Below are 19,072 nucleotides of genomic sequence, written 5' to 3'. Positions count from 1 at the left end.
CAAAATGAAGGCAAAAGTATTTACTCTGTTTTTGACCATTTCTGTTGTCCTCGTTGGCTGTGGAGGAAATAAAGAAACCGAAAACAAAAGTACTGGCGGGCAAACGTCTGCGGCTAACGGTGAAGAAGTCTATCAGCAGAATTGCACTGGTTGTCATGGAAAGGATTTAGCCGGCGGATCTGCACCAAGCTTGAAAGAAGTTGGCGGCAAGTATGATGAAAACGACATTAAAGATATTGTTGTCAACGGCAGAGGGAATATGCCTGGAGGACTCGTAAAAGAAGACCAGGCTGAAGCGATAGCTAAATGGCTTGCGGAGAAAAAATAATAGATTAGAAAAATCAAAGGGCCTTGTTCACTTTTGGGTGAAAAGGTCTTTTTTGGATATTTAAAAGGACTTTTTAACTATTAAAAAAGTCTGTATATCAAGTTCTTTCGTAATAAAAAAGGTCTAAAGTAGACTGTTTCTGGTTGATTTTACGTTTTTCCTGTAACTTATGGCAGTATTGAAATAAAACTGTAATATTATTATGTCTAAACATGACGTATAATGGATATTGTTGAAAAAACACAAGCAATAATTGGCGTGGTATTTAAAGACAGAAAACGACATACCTTTTCGAAGTGTATGTTTGTACAAACATAAAAGACTAGGTGATTACATGATCGAAATGAAAGATGTGTATAAGACTTATTCCAATGGTATCTTAGCATTGAACGGTATCAGCGTCTCGATATACCCGGGTGAATTTGTCTATGTTGTCGGTCCCAGTGGAGCGGGAAAATCAACCTTTATTAAAATGATCTATCGTGAGGAGAAGCCATCCAAAGGAAAGGTCATTATCAATAATAAAGATTTGGCCACAGTAAAAGAGAAAGACATTCCATATGTCCGAAGAAAAATCGGCGTTGTATTCCAAGATTTTAAATTGTTGCCAAAGCTGACAGTATTTGAAAATGTCGCTTTTGCTTTAGAAGTCATCGGAGAGCGTTCAGAGGTCATTAGAAAAAAAGTGCTTGAAGTGCTAGACCTTGTTCAGCTTAAGCATAAAGCGAGACAGTTTCCAGAGCAGCTGTCAGGTGGGGAGCAGCAAAGGGTTTCAATTGCAAGGTCAATCGTCAATAACCCTGATGTTGTAATTGCCGATGAGCCGACCGGAAACTTAGACCCTGAAACATCTTGGGAAATTATGAAGACGTTGGAAGAAATTAATAATCGTGGAACGACAGTCGTTATGGCGACTCATAATAAAGATATTGTAAACAACATGAAGAAACGGGTCATCGCAATCGAAGAGGGACTGATTGTTCGTGATGAGTCTAGAGGGGAGTATGGTTCATATGATTAGAACTCTCGGACGGCATTTACGCGAGAGTTTAAAATCTCTTGCAAGAAACACCTGGATGACTTTCGCATCCATCAGTGCTGTAACAGTTACACTTATTTTAGTTGGTGTCTCATTGGTGATCATCCTTAACTTGTACCATATGGCATCAAGCGCTGAAAAAGAAGTCGAAATCAAAGTATTAATTGATTTAACTGCGAATAAAGATCAAAAAAATCAACTTGAAAAAGAAATTAAAAAGATATCAGATATTAGTAGTGTGAAGTACTCTTCAAAAGATCAAGAACTCGAAAACTTGAAAAAAGGCTTTGGTGAAGACGGTGATGTCTTCTCTATGTTTGAACAGGAGAATCCGTTAAATGATGCGTTTATTGTCAAAACGTCTGACCCACACGATACTCCTAAAGTCGCCAAAAAAATTGAGAAACTTGACCATGCCCACAAAGTTGCTTATGGAAAAGAGAAAGTAAGCCGTTTATTTGAGATTGTTGGATATGCTAAATGGGTTGGAATTGTATTAATCATTGGTTTATTGTTTACCGCAATGTTCTTAATCTCAAACACGATTAAGATTACGATTTTTGCAAGACGTAAAGAAATTGAAATTATGAAACTAGTTGGAGCAACGAACTGGTTTGTTCGCTGGCCATTTTTCATTGAAGGGCTGTTGTTAGGTATCTGTGGTTCTATCCTTCCAATTTCAATCTTACTAGGAACCTATCAAAATGCCATCCAATGGGTTGCACCAAAACTTCAAGGGACAATTGTCAAGGTGTTACCATACCATCCTTTTGTTTTTCAGATTTCCGCCGTTTTGGTGTTGCTCGGCGCAATCATTGGTGTATGGGGAAGCTTGATGTCCGTCCGCAAATTCTTAAAAGTATAGGCGCTTTTCCGGCCATGATGTTTTAGGGTAGAGGAGGAACTATTGTTGAAAAGAATGCTTATGTCTGTGGGCTTAACTGCTGCGCTTGGAACAGCGGCGATCTTGCTTCCTTTGACAAGCGATTATGCACTGGCTTATCAAGATTTGGAGAAAAAGAAAAATGACGTTCAGAATAAGCAGTCGAAAAACCGGGAAGAGCTGAAAAAAAAGAAGCAAGAACTCTCCGAGCTTGAATCAAAGGAAGCAAACTTAAAAAGCGATATAGAGAAAATCGATAGTCAAATGACGGATACTAATGAAAAGTTAGAAAAGAAAAAAGAAGAAATCAATAAAACAAAGAAAAGCATTGCAAAACTGAAAAAACAGATTAAAAGTTTAAAAGAAAAAACGAAAAAACGCAATGAGATTTTAAAAGATCGTATGCGCACGATTCAAGAAAACGGTGGTTCTGTTCAGTATATCGATGTTCTTCTAGGGGCAGAAAGTTTCGGGGATTTCATCACTCGAGCTGGTGCTCTATCAAAAATTGTTGATGCCGATAACAACCTATTAGAAGAACAAAGGAAAGATCTTCAGGAGATTCAGAATAAAGAAACATCGCTGAATGAAAATCTAGAAAACCTTCAAAAAGCTCTTAAAGATATAAAAGAGTTAATCAAGAAGTTAGATGAACAGCAAAAGGAAAAAACGAAAGTGATGAATCAAGTCAAACGAGATAAAGATCATGCTCATGAAGAACTTGGTTCCCTTGAAAATGAAGCAGAAGTTTTAAAAGATCAAGAGAAAGCAATTAAAGCTGAAGAAAAATACCAGCAACAAGTACAATCTAAAAGCGAGTCATCTAGTGACATTGAAGATTCCTCGTTATCTCATCCGTCAGTTCCTAGCAGTGAAGGGTTTATCCGTCCTGCTTCCGGCAGGTTTACTTCCGGATTTGGCGGGCGTTCTCTCGGGAACCACTACGGTGTAGATATTGCTAATCGTGGTTCAGGTGTTCCGATATACGCAGCAGCTGCGGGCACGGTTTATAATGCTCGCTACTCATCGAGTTATGGTAATGTTGTTTTCATTACTCATTATATTAATGGACAAACTTATCAGACCGTATACGCCCACATGTCTTCTCTTAAAGTACGGTCAGGCCAACGTGTAAAGCAAGGTCAGGTGATTGGTACAATGGGTAATACTGGTAGGTCTTACGGTCAGCATTTGCATTTTGAAATTCACAAAGGTCTTTGGAACAACAGTAAGTCAAACGCTGTTGATCCAGCCGACTATATACCACTTTAAACATGCATGAGCCGACTTGGTTTTGTTAACCAAGCCGGCTTTTTTATGTTTTAAATCCACATTACCTTCACTCTCTATCCATATACCACTTCATCGTTTTTCTATGACAAAAATCAATTACATGAAACGGCGAATTTTACATAGACTACACAAAGTAACAGAATCTATAGTGCAACTAGAAGAGGAGGTATATGATGAATCAGAAGCTTGCGTCACTCATCATTGCTGTCAGTCTATTGTGCGGTTTATTTGGGGGACCATTAGATACGTCTATTCCGAAAGCGGCAGCTGTGTCAGCTGAAGCAAGAGACAGCGCCAAAAACCGCAACGTAATGGAGAAGATTGAGAAGGCATACGATCTGATTTCGAATGAATATGTTGAACAGGTAGATAAGGAAAAGCTGTTGGAAGGAGCCATTCAGGGCATGCTTTCCACATTAAATGATCCTTATTCTGTTTATATGAACAGGCAGACTGCAAAGCGGTTTTCCGATTCTCTTGATTCCTCTTTCGAAGGAATCGGGGCAGAAATAGGTATGGAAAATAATAAGATTATTGTCGTTTCTCCATTTAAACAATCTCCAGCTGAGAAAGCGGGACTAAAGCCAAATGACGAAATCATCAGTATTGACAATAAACCGATGACAGGAATGGATCTCAATGATGCTGTATTAAAAATAAGAGGAAAAAAAGGCTCAACAGTGACATTAAAAGTTCAACGCCCAGGTATAAAGGATCAACTGTCTTTTACGATTAAACGTGATGAAATTCCGCTTGAGACTGTGTTTGCTTCACTAAAAAATGTGCAAGACAAGCAAGTTGGACTGATTGCAATTTCTTCTTTTTCCGAACATACAGCAAAAGATTTTGCTGCGGCATTGAAGAAGTTAGAGAAAAAAAAGATTGACGGTCTTGTCATTGATGTAAGAGGAAATCCAGGTGGGTATTTACAAAGTGTTGAAGATATTTTAAAACATTTTGTGACAAAAAAGCATCCTTATATTCAAATTCAGGAAAGAAATGGTCATAAAAAACGATATTTTTCTAAATTGAAAAAAACAAAACCGTATCCTGTTACTGTGATAACAGATAAAGGGAGCGCTTCAGCATCAGAGATTCTCGCCGGTGCTTTAAAAGAAGCATCAGGTTATCACGTTGTAGGTGAGCCTTCTTTTGGTAAAGGTACAGTTCAACAAGCAGTTCCAATGGGAGACGGAAGTAATATTAAATTGACATTGTATAAATGGTTGACACCAAATGGGAATTGGATTCACAAAAAGGGAATTCAGCCGACTGTTCCTGTCTCACAGCCAGCTTATTTTTCTATTGGGCCTATTCAACTAAACAAACCACTTAAACTCGATATGAATCATAATGAAGTGAAACGAGCACAGTTGTTACTTAAAGGTTTAGGATATGATTGCGGTCGTTATGATGGCTACTATCATGCTGGGACTAAACAAGCTGTCACAACCTTTCAGTCACATCATCAACTGAAACAGTCAGGGGTTATTGATCAAATGACAGCAAATACAATTAATATGCAAATTGAAGAAAAAAAACGAAGTGAAAAAAGTGATCTACAATTACAAACAGCACTAAAAGTATTGTTTTCTAAAAAGTGAGGACCGTTCTATTTCCTCACTTTTTTATATTCGGAAAATAAATTCTGAAACTTTTTACCCAAAACTCTTGTTAATTCACAAAAAAAACATTTATATTGAATAGAAATAACCCGATATGATAAATATAGGGGAGACTTTATTATGATACAAAACAATAACGAAAATGTAACTTTTGCAAGTTGTTTATGAGACAAAAACTTTTTACAATAAAGATAAGGCAATAATGCATGAAAATATAGCATTTAATGCGGAGAATGTTAGCGCTGTTTGCGTTCTTCGTCTCTGGTTAGTGGAGTCGTCTGACGCTTGCGCTTTTCTTATATTTCATAAATAAATGGAGGTACACGATTGAAAAGGGCAAGTATTGTGAGAGAGAAAAAATACTATGAATTAGTGGAGCAGTTAAAAGTTCGATCACAAGACGTTACGTTTTCCGCTACAAAGGCAGTAGGGTTGCTGATGTTGTTCAGCAGATATCTCGTGAACTACACTTCAGTGGAGAGTGTCGATGACATTGATGAGGAGTGCGCAGATCTTTATTTCAATTACTTAATGGACAATCACAAACGCTTAGGCATTAATTTAACAGATATTAAACGGTCAATGCAGTTGATAGGAGATATTTTAAATGTTGAGATGAATCATTATTTAAAGGACTTTTCTCTGTCAAATGTGACACTTTGGATGAGTCAGGAAAAATAAACCAATTATTTGTTATACCAAAGCTATTTTTTATTTGTTAAAATAGTATTAAAAGTGATTGCTTTGTCTAAATCGTGAATTTAACGCTTTTAGACAAAGCCGTTTTTCTAAACGACCAAAAAGTGACTGTCGTTTGCCGGCAGTTTTTAAAAGGCGGTGAACGTTTCCTTGTCTGTTGAAGATAGCTTAATTGAACTTTTAAAGGGTGTGGGAATATTTTTTTTGCATCCGCTTTTCTATCTAATGATCGCTATGAGTCTTCTATACGGTTATGCTCGGGTTAAACGCGAAAGAAAAACCTTCCAAACACGGATTGAGGATGTATATGATGAATTAAAATTTACATATTCAAAAGGGATTTTGCCAGGGATCTTACTCTCGCTCGTCTCATTTGGCATAGGGCTGATTGTTCCGTTTACAATGTTGCTAATTATAGCGATATTAACTGCAATTGCCGCTTTAACATGTAGACAAAGTTTACTTTCTTCAGCATATACACTTGGGTTGAGCATGGTTCTAGGTTTTTGTCTCATGACATTTGGATCAGAAACAGCTTTTGCTCTTCCGCAAATGTCTTATGTTAGTTGGTCTGCACTAGCTATTTTGCTTGGCTTACTTTTAACAGCTGAAGGGATATTGATTTATAAAACGGCACACATTAAGACGTCTCCGGCAATTGTAACAAGTAAGAGAGGACAACCTATTGGACAACAAATTGCTCGTCGTGTATGGTTACTGCCGTTGTTTATCCTCATACCTGGACATGCGATTGAATCTTCTGTATCTTGGTGGCCTGTTCTGCCGATTCATAGCGATACATTTCAATTATTATGGATTCCGTATTTCTTCGGATTTCATCAAAGAGTGCAAGGTTCCTTGCCGATAGAGAGTATTAAGGTGACAGGACGGCGCATAAGCATTCTTGGAATTTTCACTCTGCTTATTGCTACAGCCGGTATCTGGTGGTCACCGCTCACTATGGTAGTACCTGGAATGGCTATCATAGGTAGGTTTTTTATTTCATGGAAGCAGCGAGTGAACGACAACTCCGCACCTTTCTATTTTTCGAAAAGAGATCAAGGATTGATGGTTCTCGGGATTATTCCGAACACGCCAGCAGCGGATCTCGGATTGCAGATTGGTGAAATTATTACAAAAGTCAATGGGTGTGAAGTGAAAAATACAACCGATTTTTACGAAGCATTGCAAAAAAATCGCGCCTTTTTTAAACTTGAAATCATTGGTTTGAATCAGCAAGTACGTTTTGAACAAAGGGCTTCTTACGAAGGCGAACATCACGAACTAGGAATTTTGTTCGTGGAAGAACAAGTGGAATATGATGATTCTGAGGTAGCTGCATCCACAGAAACACCTTAGGCAAGAGGTCGGATCATGATCAATCCGGCCTCTTTTTAGTTGCATGATCATGTGAAACTCATTCATTTCATATCTTTGTTTTTCAAAAGGCTCTATGAATTATATGGGTAAATAGTATATTTTATACGGGTCCTTTTCTGATTAAAATGTCAGGTCTCACTTTATTTAAGTTGGAGCCCAATTGGTGAGACCAATGAGATATTTTGCCATTATTTTCCTACCCGTTTGTTGCTACCGTGTCGTTGTTTTTCGCTTTTAAACAACTCAGATTAAGAATAATCTATCTTAATTCTGGGAAAAATAAAATTTGTCCGTTTCTTTGTTCTTTAATATAATCAAGTAAGAACAGAAACGTGAGGGGGGTTTTTGTGTTTACAAAAGCCGTTTTTGCACTAATTTTTCCTTTCTTACTTGTGATGTTTTTTACAAGAGTGACTTATAACCATTATGTTGGCATTGCACTTACTGCTGCATTATTATTTGCGTCTTATTTAAAAGGGTATACGCAAACTTATTTTATTGTGGGACTGGATGTTGTATCGCTTGTGACAGGAGCACTGTATGCCGCAAAAAGAGCAGGTGAAAGGAAAGAGTTATAGAAAAATGTTTGTTATACCCCTGCTTTGGATAAAAGGAGGGGTTTTTTCAATATATTTTCAAGAAAACCGAACTTTAGTTCGTATTTTTTGTGCGATTGTGTTAAAATAAGAAAACAAATGAATTGGTAAAGAAACGGAGGCTTTTTTGTGAAGGACCGTTTTGAATTAGTTTCAAATTATCAGCCCCAAGGAGACCAGCCAAAAGCGATTGAACAGCTTGTCAAAGGTATTCATGAAGGAAGAAAACATCAAACGCTTTTGGGTGCAACTGGTACGGGAAAAACATTTACGATCTCTAATGTAATGAAAGAGGTTCATAAACCAACGCTCGTCATTGCCCATAACAAAACGTTAGCAGGACAGCTGTACAGTGAGTTTAAAGAGTTTTTTCCTCATAACGCAGTTGAGTATTTTGTCTCTTATTATGATTATTATCAGCCGGAGGCATATGTTCCCCAGACGGATACGTTTATTGAAAAAGACGCTAGCATTAATGATGAGATAGATAAACTGAGGCACTCGGCCACATCGGCTCTTTTTGAACGTAAAGATGTCATTATTGTGGCGAGTGTTTCTTGTATTTACGGTTTAGGTTCCCCTGAGGAATACAAAGAATTGGTGCTTTCACTAAGAACTGAAATGGAAATTGATCGAAATGAGCTTCTTAGAAAACTCGTCGATATCCAATATGCTCGTAATGACATTGATTTTCAGCGCGGTACATTTAGAGTGCGTGGAGATGTCGTTGAAATTTTTCCAGCTTCAAGAGATGAGCACTGTATTCGAGTGGAGCTTTTCGGGGATGAAATTGAACGGATCAGGGAAGTGGATGCACTGACAGGCGAAATTTTGGGAGACCGTGATCATGTTGCGATTTATCCAGCTTCCCACTTCGTCACCCGAGAAGAAAAGATGAGAAAAGCGATTACCAATATCGAGGCCGAACTTGAAGAACGGCTTAAGATTTTACATGAAGAAGGCAAACTTCTTGAAGCACAGCGTTTGGAGCAAAGGACGAGATATGATCTGGAAATGATGCGTGAAATGGGTTTTTGTTCGGGAATTGAAAACTATTCAAGACATTTAACGCTTCGTCCGGCAGGCTCAACTCCATATACGTTGCTCGATTATTTTCCCGATGATTTCTTGATTGTCATTGATGAGTCACATGTTACCATCCCGCAGGTCAGAGGTATGTATAATGGCGACCAAGCAAGAAAACAAGTGCTTGTCGATCACGGGTTCAGACTGCCTTCTGCTTTAGACAACCGTCCGCTCAGGTTTGAAGAGTTTGAAAGACATATTCATAACATTGTCTATGTATCAGCAACACCTGGTGCATATGAACTTGATCATACTCCTGAAATGGTTGAACAGATCATCCGTCCGACAGGGTTGCTTGATCCGCTGATTGATGTCAGACCGATTGAAGGGCAAATCGATGACCTGATCGGTGAAATTAGGCAAAGAATCGAACGGAATGAACGGGTACTTGTGACCACTTTGACGAAAAAAATGTCCGAAGATTTGACAGATTATTTAAAGGAAATCGGCATTAAAGTCACATATTTGCATTCTGAGATTAAGACGCTTGAACGTATTGAGATCATCCGTGACTTGCGCCTTGGCAAGCATGATGTTCTCATTGGTATCAACCTGTTAAGAGAGGGATTGGACATTCCTGAAGTTTCACTTGTCGCGATTTTGGATGCTGATAAAGAAGGTTTTCTCCGCTCTGAGCGGTCTTTAATTCAAACAATCGGACGGGCTGCCAGAAATGCTGAGGGACGGGTCATCATGTATGCGGACAAAATCACAAACTCGATGGAAATTGCGATCAATGAAACGAAGCGCAGACGCGAGCAACAAGAAGAGTTTAACCAAAAACACGGCATTACACCACAAACCATTAATAAGAAGATCCGTGATGTCATCCGGGCAACGCATGTGGCTGAGGATCAAGAAGAATACAAAGCAAAAGTAGAACCGAAACTTTCAAAATTGACAAAGAAAGAGCGCGACAAAGTCATTGCTCAGATGGAACACGATATGAAGGAAGCGGCAAAAGCGCTTGACTTTGAACGCGCTGCAGAGCTTCGCGACTTACTGTTAGAGCTAAAATCGGAAGGATGAATGGACGATGGCAATGGAACGAATTGAGGTGAAAGGGGCAAGGGCCCATAACCTGAAAAATATCGATGTTACAATTCCCCGTGATCAACTTGTTGTGTTGACAGGTCTTTCTGGATCGGGGAAATCTTCTCTTGCATTTGACACCATATATGCTGAAGGGCAAAGGCGATATGTTGAGTCACTGTCTGCCTATGCCCGCCAGTTTTTAGGCCAGATGGACAAACCCGATGTAGATGCAATTGAAGGTCTTTCTCCAGCGATCAGTATTGACCAAAAAACGACGAGCCGGAATCCTCGTTCAACTGTCGGAACTGTCACGGAAATATATGATTATCTCCGCCTGTTATTCGCAAGGATTGGAAAACCAGTCTGCCCGGTGCACGGAATTGAAATTACTTCACAAACGATTGAACAGATGACAGACCGTATTTTAGAATACCCTGATCGTACAAAAATTCAAGTTCTTGCTCCGGTTGTTTCAGGACGAAAAGGAACGCATGTCAAAGTGTTGGATCAGATCAGAAAACAAGGGTATGTCCGAGTCCGCATCAATGGTGAAATGCACGATCTTTCTGAAGATGTTGCGTTGGAAAAAAATAAAAAACACTCGATCGAAGTTGTGATTGACCGGATCGTTGTCAAGGAAGGTGTAAACGCCCGCCTTACAGATTCGCTTGAAACCGCCTTACGTCTTGGCGAAGGCCGGGTCATGATTGATGTAATAGGCCAAGAAGAGCTGTTATTTAGTGAACATCATGCATGCCCACATTGCGGTTTTTCCATCGGTGAACTTGAACCGAGAATGTTTTCCTTTAATAGTCCGTTTGGTGCTTGTCCAAGCTGTGATGGTCTGGGAACGAAACTTGAAGTTGATGTGGACCTTGTGATCCCAAATCTTGAACTAACGCTCAAGGAGCATGCGATTGCGCCTTGGGAACCCCAGAGCTCTCAATATTATCCGAAATTGTTGGAAGCGGTTTGCAGTCATTACGGTATTGATATGGATGTACCAGTCAAAGATCTGCCAAAACATCATCTTGATAAAGTCCTTTATGGTAGCGATGGTGAACAAATTTACTTTAAATATGAAAATGATTTTGGGAAAATCCGTGAAGGTTATATTGAATTTGAAGGTGTCATTCGCAATATGGAAAGGCGTTATAAAGAAACAAGTTCTGATTATATCCGTGAACAGATGGAAAAATATATGGCCAACCAGACTTGTCCAACTTGTAAAGGATATCGCCTAAAAAAAGAGTCTTTGGCTGTGCTGATTAACGGTCTTCATGTTGGAAAGATCACAGACATGTCTGTGGCGGATGGGCTCCAGTTTTTTCGCACGTTACAACTTTCTGAAAAGGATTTGAAGATTGCCCATTTAATTTTACGGGAGATTGAAGAACGGCTTGGCTTTTTAAACAATGTCGGTCTAGATTATTTAACACTCAGCAGGGCAGCTGGTACACTCTCAGGTGGAGAGGCACAACGTATCCGGCTTGCTACACAAATCGGTTCAAGATTGACAGGGGTGCTTTATATTCTTGATGAACCGTCAATTGGTCTTCATCAACGTGATAATGATCGGCTGATTGAAACATTGAAAAACATGCGCGATCTCGGTAATACATTAATTGTTGTTGAACATGATGAGGATACGATGCTTGCTGCTGATTATTTAATCGACATCGGTCCTGGGGCAGGGGTTCACGGCGGGGAAGTGATTTCTGCGGGAACTCCTGAAGAAGTCATGAATGATGACAGATCTTTGACTGGACAATATCTCTCAGGGAAAAAATTTATTCCTCTTCCAATCGAGAGACGAAAGCCTGACGGCCGTTTTATCGAAGTCAAAGGGGCAAAAGAAAACAACTTGAAAAATACATCAGTAAAATTTCCACTTGGTGTGTTTAATGCTGTAACCGGTGTATCCGGTTCAGGAAAAAGTACACTTGTCAATGAAATTTTGCATAAAACCCTTGCACAAAAATTGCACAATGCTAAAACAAAGCCTGGAGAATACAAGCAGATCAAGGGCATTGAACATCTTGAAAAGGTTATTGATATTGATCAGTCTCCGATCGGCAGAACACCAAGATCAAATCCAGCAACTTATACAGGTGTGTTTGACGATATTCGTGACGTTTTTGCGCAGACAAATGAGGCCAAAGTCAGAGGCTACAAAAAAGGGCGCTTTAGTTTTAATGTGAAGGGCGGTCGCTGTGAAGCCTGCCGTGGTGATGGTATCATCAAAATTGAGATGCATTTTCTACCTGATGTGTATGTACCTTGTGAAGTTTGCCATGGGAAGCGGTACAACCGCGAAACGCTTCAAGTGACGTATAAAGGTAAAAATATTGCCGATGTGCTTGAAATGACAGTTGAGAATGCGGTTCAGTTTTTTGAAAATATTCCTAAAATAAAGCGGAAGCTACAGACCCTTTATGATGTCGGACTAGGTTATATAACGCTTGGTCAGCCAGCTACAACCCTTTCTGGTGGTGAAGCCCAACGTGTTAAACTGGCATCAGAGCTACACAGGAGGTCAACGGGAAGATCGCTGTATATCTTGGATGAACCAACAACAGGACTGCATGTCGATGATATTGCAAGGCTGTTGACCGTCCTTCAACGTCTGGTTGAAAACGGTGATACTGTTCTTGTGATCGAGCATAACCTTGATATCATTAAGGCTGCCGATTATTTGATTGATTTAGGTCCTGAAGGAGGGGATAACGGCGGAAAAATTATTGCCACCGGGGCGCCTGAAGAGGTTATCAATGTTGAAGGATCTTACACGGGACATTATTTAAAACCGATCATTGAGCGTGATCGGATCAGAATGAAAAAACGACTTCAGGAAAAAGAAGAAGCCGTTGCCTTAGCAGAAAAACTGTCGACATCTTGATGCCGACAGTTTTTTTCATGACAAGAGATCTATTCCTCTTCATACTTACTGATTTGGTTCGTAACTTCAGTTAAACTGTTTAATATATGAACGCTACTGCTGTTCAGCAGAACTTTTAAGTAGCGAATCTCACCGATCAGTGAAGGCGCGGTATTAACCGCTTCCAATCGCTTGACAATTTCCTGATTCACTCTTTTTTGTTCCTCAATCAGTTCAAGAAGCTGTGGAGCAGATAACGGGTATTCTCTCATAACGCGCCTCCTTTTTTTATTTCTAGCCCTTGCCCATATTTTAAAGGGTTATAAAAAAAGAATCTATTCATAAAATCTAGAAAAATCAATTTGCGAAGATTGACTCATGTCTTTTGGCCGATGATGAAACCAAACGGTTATGATATACGTAGAATAATCATTAGGTCTATGAGAGAGAGATAGATGACTTGTAGCCATATATTAACTTCTGTTATTTTGCCTATTGCTGTGTATTTTATAACGGATGATCGTCTAACAAAGAAACATGCTTGCGTTCAACCTTGCAGATATGATTCCCTTTATCACTGATGAACCGATTAATATTTTGTAGTCTGGAACGTGGTACAAAGGATAAAAGTCCTGATTCAGTTTAAGGAGGCGTTTTGATGATGAGTGAAAAAGAAAGAATTTTAAAACTCGTTGAAACAGGTAAACTGTCAGCAAAAGAAGCACTCATTTTGCTAGAGAAACTTGACGCAGATCATAAACAAAAAGAACAGAAAGTAACAGCATTATCTGAGAATGTTTTTGATTCAGATCAGTTTTACAGTGAGAAGAAACAAGAAGCAAAACCTTCAATTGGTTCGAAGCTGTTTGATTGGATTGATACAGCAGTAAAAAAAGTAAAAGAAGCTGACTTAGATTTGAATTTTGGGCAATCGTTTGATATTAAACATATTTTTCAATTTAAAGATGTGGATTTCTCAACACTTGATATTCAATTAGCAAACGGCAGTGTTAACCTTATACCATGGAGTGATTCAGATATAAGGATTGAGTGCCAGGCAAAAGTTTACCGAATGGATCATCAAGATGAAGCAAGGCAGGCATTTCTTCAGCATATTGACTGCGGTATTGACGGGGATAAATTTACTGTCCGTACAGAGAAAAAAACGATGAAGACAAATTTAGTGATCTATATTCCTGAGAAAGAGTATAGTAAAATCCGTTTCAAGCTGTTTAATGGCCCTGTTAGGGGGGAACATTTAAACGTAAAAGAACTGTTTGCCAAGACAACCAATGGCGTTTTATCTTTTGCTGGACTTTCTGCTGACAAAGCTACACTTGAAACAGCAAATGGCCAAATTAAATTGGCTGATCTTGAATGTGGTGAAATTGAGGCGGAAACGATCAACGGTCTAATTGACTTGAAAGGAACTTGTGAGATGATTGATTTACAAAGTTTTAATGGAAATATTGTTGCAACTGTCAATCATCCACACTGTCGCTCAGCTTATGTCAAAACGACCACAGGCAGCATTGAATTGAATGTACCGCTGAACTGTGCTGTCACGGCAGAACTTAAAAGTAATCTTGGTTCTTTGACAAACAACCTTTTAGATGCGGAAATATTAAAAGAGAAAAATGAAACCATTCAAAAAGAGATGTATATAAAAGCCAATCAAAATCATGATCATCAAATGACAGTGTTTCTAGAATCAAAGACGGGCTCAATTCATTTAAATCATACGCAGGAGTGATATCATGAAAAAACTATTTCGATCAGAAACAGATAGAAAGGTCGCTGGTGTGGTCGGTGGACTCGCTGAATATTTAAATATGGATGCATCATTATTACGAATCATTACCGTCATATTATTTATTTGTTCAACGGGGATACCAGTCGGCCTCATATATATCATCTGGATATTTGTTGTACCAAACGAAGGAGACGCTAAATAGATGATGAAATGGATAACAAGTGTTTTTATTAATGCTTTATTATTAATTGTTATTGCTGGTTATTTTGATGCGGTTTATATTGACGGGATTTGGGCTGCTATTACAGCAAGTTTGATTTTGTCTATACTAAATGTGTTGGTGAAGCCGGTGCTTATCATTTTGACATTACCGGTCACAGTTGTAACACTAGGTTTATTTTTATTTGTAATCAATGCTATCACACTTTATATGACAGCATCGCTCATGGGGGACAGTTTTAAGCTAGAGGGATTTGGGACAGCCATTCTCGCATCAATTGTTCTATCATTTTTCCATGTGTTAATTCAAAAAGCAATCATTGATCCCATTTCGAAAAAATAACTGAAGTCTGACATGTGTCAGACTTCTTTTTTTTTGTGTTGGGACTGAATCCCTTTAATCGATCGGTTTCATAAAAAAGGGATAAACAGGCAATATAAAAAAAGGGAGGTGGACAATGAAACATTACATAAACCGTCAAACCTTATTTTTGCTGATTTTGGCATCCCATTTGCTCATTCCAATTGTTGCTGTGGAGGCAGCCTATTCTCAAAAACAGGTCCCCCTTATGATCAAACATACACCTGTAGAAAAAGCTAACAAGGGGGATGATTTGTTATTTCATGCAAAGGTGTCGTCTGAAAGTGTTATTCTGCACTATAAACAACATGACAAACTGCCATATCGCTCTATTCTGATGGAACTAGAACCGGGAACAGATGATCAATACATTGCAAAAATAAAAAGTGAAGAACTGTCTTCTCGCCAATTGACCTATTATATTGAAGCAAAAAGCGATCATCATTCAGTCAAAACAGATTTGTACACAATCGATATTAAAGGTTTTCATGTAGATGACAGGAAACTGCCACAACTTTTAATAACTGAAATGGTTGTTGATTCAACAAATGTTGGTGGGAAGGATGGTTATGAGTTTATCGAAGTTTATAATAATACAAATAAACCGATTCATTTAAACAGTTACAAAATCAGGTATAGAAATCCCTTTGAAGGTAAGGATTCGGACTTGCTTGGGTCTTTTGGCCAAGAGCAAATCAAAGTACCTTCTGGAAAAACACATGTGCTTTGGATAAAAAATGCTGCAAATCAACATTTAATAGCCAGCGATTTTAACCGCCATTACGGTGTCCATCTTGCAGAAGGACAAACACTTTCTTCACTAAATGGAATTGGTATGGAAAACAGGAAAACAAGAGATCTTGTCATCAGTACAAACAGCGGCGAAGAAATTGTGACCGCCCATTACCAACATCAGTCAGAACAAAGTGATGTGGTCAAAAACAAAGCCATTTTATTTAAATATCCACTTGATGGAACGAAACAACTGTCGAACATATCAAGTGGAGAACAAAAGCCAACCCCAGGTTTGCTTTTAAAAGACCAAACACCTTCAAAGGTTGTGACCGTTGTTCCAGATCGTGAGAAACCAAAAATACAGGACCTAACAGATTGTCATTCAGTTAACCCTGGAGGGTCAATCGAATTATTGGCAGACGTTAAAGACAACCAACAGCTTAAAAAAGTTCAATTTTTTTATCGGACAGCTGAAAGTGACACGTTTACCAGTATCAGTGTTGAGAAAAGTAAAAATGACGGTTTTTATCATCATCAGATTTTTTTTGCAGAATTAATTGGAAAAGAAAGCCTGCAGTATTATATGACAGCAAATGATGGGTCTCATATGACGAGTACTAAGAAGACAACGATTACCATGAAACAAAGCGTTTTAGAAGGGCTTAGGCTTAATGTGAAAGATGGTGATACTGTGTCTGGAAACATATTGCTGAAAGCCACATCAGAACGGCCGCCAGATGAGATCAATATAAGAATTGATGGACAAGAGCAACCACTTGGAAAACGGATGCTTGAGAAAAAAGCGTATTTTGCTTTTGATATTAAAAAAACAAACCTCTATTTTAAAAATGCTATCACAATTGGTAGGCGGGTTCAAAAGATCTTTGATGACACATACAACCGTTATACAACAATGACTGTTCCAATTTCACCTGACGAGTTTACAAAAGGAACACCGTTTGTCATCACGGTCAAAGCTGGATCTAAATCATCGACATTCGAGCATTCTTCTTCGGAAAACCGGGATGATTTTTTGTTGAAAAACCCGCGACTTATTTTAGCTGATGGCACAGTCTTATATGATGAACATCATTTCGATTCGAAAACAGAGCTACCTGTTGGAGATCAGGCAAATGCCAAAGTGGCGTATGATTTTCAATTCAATCTTTCAGATCAAAGTTTTCAATCACTAGCATACAATTGGGATACGAAAGCCTATAAACAAGGGAAACATACAATTGAAGCGGTCAATCGAGAGGATAGGGTGAAGCGAGAGGTCACCGTTGATAATAGTGGTCCTAAAATCAAAACCTCTTTACAAAGCGGGAAAACGTATAAAGGGATATTCACAATTAAAGCGATATGCAGTGATAAATGGAGTAAAGTAAAAAAAGTGACAGCACTTGTTGATGGTAAGGAAATTACGTTACCGTATACGGTGTCTTCTGCAGATTTGAAGCCAGGAAAGCATGTATTTCAAATTATTGCCGATGACAGTGCAGGAAATCGCTCTACTTTAAAAAAGGTGTTTTTCACAAAAAAAGAAACACCTGATGAACCTAAAAAACTAAAAACAGTTCCTGGCAGCAAACACGCCAAACTAGCCGTAAGAGTCAAAGACCCAACAAAGGATAAAATGAGTGTTTCTTTTTTCCAAGGGTATCAATATACAACAAAAGACGATGCACATGTAAAAATATCAGTGAATCGAAGTGATACAGAACCACCACACGGTTTTACGGTTAATGGTGAGTCATCATTAACAAAAGCAGAGAGAGACAAGATAACAACACAAGGTTTTGAAACAACTTCGATAAATGGGTTCCCTTATCACCGTTTTAATGTAAGAGTTGATCAACAAGTGAAGGGAACTGATAAGGTGGAAGTGAAATGGAGAGGAAGCTCTCTTCCAGGACGAAAGGTGTCAATGTTCGTCTGGAATCATGCGAAACAGACATGGGAGACACTGGATTATCAGATTGCAAAAGATGAAAAGGCTTTTACACTAAAAGGTCGTATGAAGGCAAAAGATTATCTCAGAAATTCGCAGATTAGTGTCATCGTTCAGGATCGGATTCAACTTTTACCTAATGATTATTCGTTCATTTGGATGACAGATACGCAATACTATGCAGAGAGTTATCCACATATTTTTGAAAAGCAAGTCAACTGGATAGCCAGTCAAAAAGACAAGCTAAACATTCAATATGTCTTTCACACAGGGGATTTGGTAGATGAGGCGGACCAGTTGATCCAATGGAAGCGTGCTGATCAGTATATGAAAGTCCTGGATGACAATCAGGTCCCATATGGTGTACTAGCAGGCAATCACGATGTCAACCATAAATCTAATTCTTATCAATCATTTAGTAAATACTTTGGTGAAAAGCGCTTTAAAAATAAACGTTATTATGGAGGTGCATATAACCATCATAATAAAGGTCATTATGATTTAATATCGAGCGGTGGTCATGATTATGTGATGATTTCGATGGGCTGGGGAATCGGCGAAAAAGAATTGGAATGGATCAATCAGGTGCTTAGGCAATATCCTGATCGAAAAGCAATTTTGGCATTTCATGAATTTTTGCTGGTGAGCGGGAGTAGAAGCCCACTTGGTGAAAAAATATTTGAACATGTCATAAAACCGAATCGCAATGTTATGGCTGTGTTAAGCGGTCATTATCACAGTTCTAATTTGAAGATTGATCAGTTAGATGATGATGGTGATGGACAATCAGACCGCAATGTTTATCAAATGGTTGCTGATTATCAGGGTGGGCCTGAAGGTGGTCAAGGCTATTTAAGAATATTTCATGTTGATCCGAAACATGACACCATACATGTAAAAACATATTCACCTTATCTTGATGATTACAATTTTTATGATTCACATCAATTTGGAAAAAAAGATGAATTCAGTATGAAGACCGACCTTTCACCACAGTTGAAAAAAGTACGAACAAATCATTTTAAAATGAACGTTTATACTGATAAACAAATTGGAAAAGTGAAAAAAACGAAAAGTGGAAAAAAAGTGTCGGTTATTTGGAAGGGTTTAAAGCCAAATACGAGATATTATTGGTATACGACAGTGTTAGATCAATACGGTGGAAAAATCCGTTCGATCCTTTGGAGATTTACAACAAAAGATTAAAATGG

At 38.6% G+C, this 19,072-nt stretch carries 15 protein-coding genes; 14 read left to right on the top strand and 1 reads right to left on the bottom strand.

What is annotated here, in order from left to right; genetic code table 11:
• Window positions 1-4: 4 nt before the first annotated feature.
• From cccB to uvrA, 10 genes are all read left to right on the top strand, one after another.
• Window positions 5-328 carry a cytochrome c551 gene (cccB, locus tag PDT38_RS09220; RefSeq protein ID WP_270800745.1) on the top strand — a complete coding sequence of 108 codons (324 nt, stop codon included), beginning with the start codon at window positions 5-7 and terminating at the stop codon, window positions 326-328.
• 334 nt (window positions 329-662) lie between these two features.
• On the top strand, window positions 663-1,349 hold the full coding sequence (gene ftsE / locus PDT38_RS09215) for a cell division ATP-binding protein FtsE (RefSeq protein ID WP_270801710.1): 687 nt from the start codon (window positions 663-665) through the stop codon (window positions 1,347-1,349).
• On the top strand, window positions 1,342-2,232 hold the full coding sequence (gene ftsX, locus PDT38_RS09210) for a permease-like cell division protein FtsX (RefSeq protein WP_270800742.1): 891 nt from the start codon (window positions 1,342-1,344) through the stop codon (window positions 2,230-2,232). The genes ftsE and ftsX overlap by 8 nt, the downstream gene beginning before the upstream one ends.
• Window positions 2,233-2,277: 45 nt before the next feature.
• Window positions 2,278-3,522: a murein hydrolase activator EnvC family protein gene (locus PDT38_RS09205; RefSeq protein ID WP_317134950.1), complete on the top strand. Its 1,245-nt coding sequence runs from the start codon at window positions 2,278-2,280 to the stop codon at window positions 3,520-3,522.
• A gap of 194 nt (window positions 3,523-3,716) precedes the next feature.
• Window positions 3,717-5,147 carry a carboxy-terminal processing protease CtpB gene (gene ctpB, locus PDT38_RS09200; RefSeq protein ID WP_270800739.1) on the top strand — a complete coding sequence of 477 codons (1,431 nt, stop codon included), beginning with the start codon at window positions 3,717-3,719 and terminating at the stop codon, window positions 5,145-5,147.
• Window positions 5,148-5,495: 348 nt separating this feature from the next.
• Entirely contained in the window at window positions 5,496-5,849 is a 354-nt protein-coding gene (locus PDT38_RS09195; RefSeq protein ID WP_172298093.1) for a swarming motility protein SwrAA, read from the top strand.
• A 168-nt stretch (window positions 5,850-6,017) separates the two neighbouring features.
• Window positions 6,018-7,226: a PDZ domain-containing protein gene (locus tag PDT38_RS09190; RefSeq protein ID WP_270800734.1), complete on the top strand. Its 1,209-nt coding sequence runs from the start codon at window positions 6,018-6,020 to the stop codon at window positions 7,224-7,226.
• Window positions 7,227-7,594: 368 nt separating this feature from the next.
• Window positions 7,595-7,825 carry a CsbA family protein gene (locus PDT38_RS09185; RefSeq protein WP_270800733.1) on the top strand — a complete coding sequence of 77 codons (231 nt, stop codon included), beginning with the start codon at window positions 7,595-7,597 and terminating at the stop codon, window positions 7,823-7,825.
• 147 nt (window positions 7,826-7,972) lie between these two features.
• A complete protein-coding gene (gene uvrB, locus PDT38_RS09180) occupies window positions 7,973-9,958 on the top strand; it encodes an excinuclease ABC subunit UvrB (protein WP_270800732.1) in 1,986 nt (661 codons plus the stop codon).
• A 7-nt stretch (window positions 9,959-9,965) separates the two neighbouring features.
• A complete protein-coding gene (uvrA, locus tag PDT38_RS09175) occupies window positions 9,966-12,863 on the top strand; it encodes an excinuclease ABC subunit UvrA (RefSeq protein ID WP_270800729.1) in 2,898 nt (965 codons plus the stop codon).
• A 29-nt stretch (window positions 12,864-12,892) separates the two neighbouring features.
• On the opposite strand, the gene PDT38_RS09170 is transcribed toward uvrA, so the two are convergent.
• Window positions 12,893-13,114, bottom strand: a complete 222-nt coding sequence (locus PDT38_RS09170; protein WP_270800727.1) for a hypothetical protein — start codon at window positions 13,112-13,114, stop codon at window positions 12,893-12,895.
• Window positions 13,115-13,500: 386 nt separating this feature from the next.
• Between PDT38_RS09170 and PDT38_RS09165 the strand changes: the two genes are divergently transcribed.
• The 4 genes from PDT38_RS09165 to PDT38_RS09150 all read left to right on the top strand — a co-directional run bounded on the left by PDT38_RS09165 (window position 13,501) and on the right by PDT38_RS09150 (window position 19,067).
• Window positions 13,501-14,595 (top strand): DUF4097 family beta strand repeat-containing protein, encoded by a 1,095-nt coding sequence (locus PDT38_RS09165; protein ID WP_270800725.1) that lies wholly within the window; start codon window positions 13,501-13,503, stop codon window positions 14,593-14,595.
• A gap of 4 nt (window positions 14,596-14,599) precedes the next feature.
• Entirely contained in the window at window positions 14,600-14,797 is a 198-nt protein-coding gene (locus PDT38_RS09160; protein WP_270800722.1) for a PspC domain-containing protein, read from the top strand.
• Window positions 14,798-15,157, top strand: a complete 360-nt coding sequence (locus PDT38_RS09155) for a phage holin family protein (RefSeq protein WP_270800721.1) — start codon at window positions 14,798-14,800, stop codon at window positions 15,155-15,157.
• Between the two features lie 115 nt (window positions 15,158-15,272).
• Window positions 15,273-19,067, top strand: coding sequence for a metallophosphoesterase (locus tag PDT38_RS09150; protein ID WP_270800720.1), 3,795 nt, complete (start codon window positions 15,273-15,275; stop codon window positions 19,065-19,067).
• Window positions 19,068-19,072: the final 5 nt, after the last annotated feature.

The sequence above is a fragment of the Bacillus changyiensis genome, assembly GCF_027706145.1.
Lineage (GTDB): Bacteria > Bacillota > Bacilli > Bacillales > Bacillaceae > Bacillus > Bacillus changyiensis.
The sequence above is the reverse complement of the archived record's forward strand: the minus strand, read 5'-3'. Positions and strand labels throughout refer to the sequence as shown.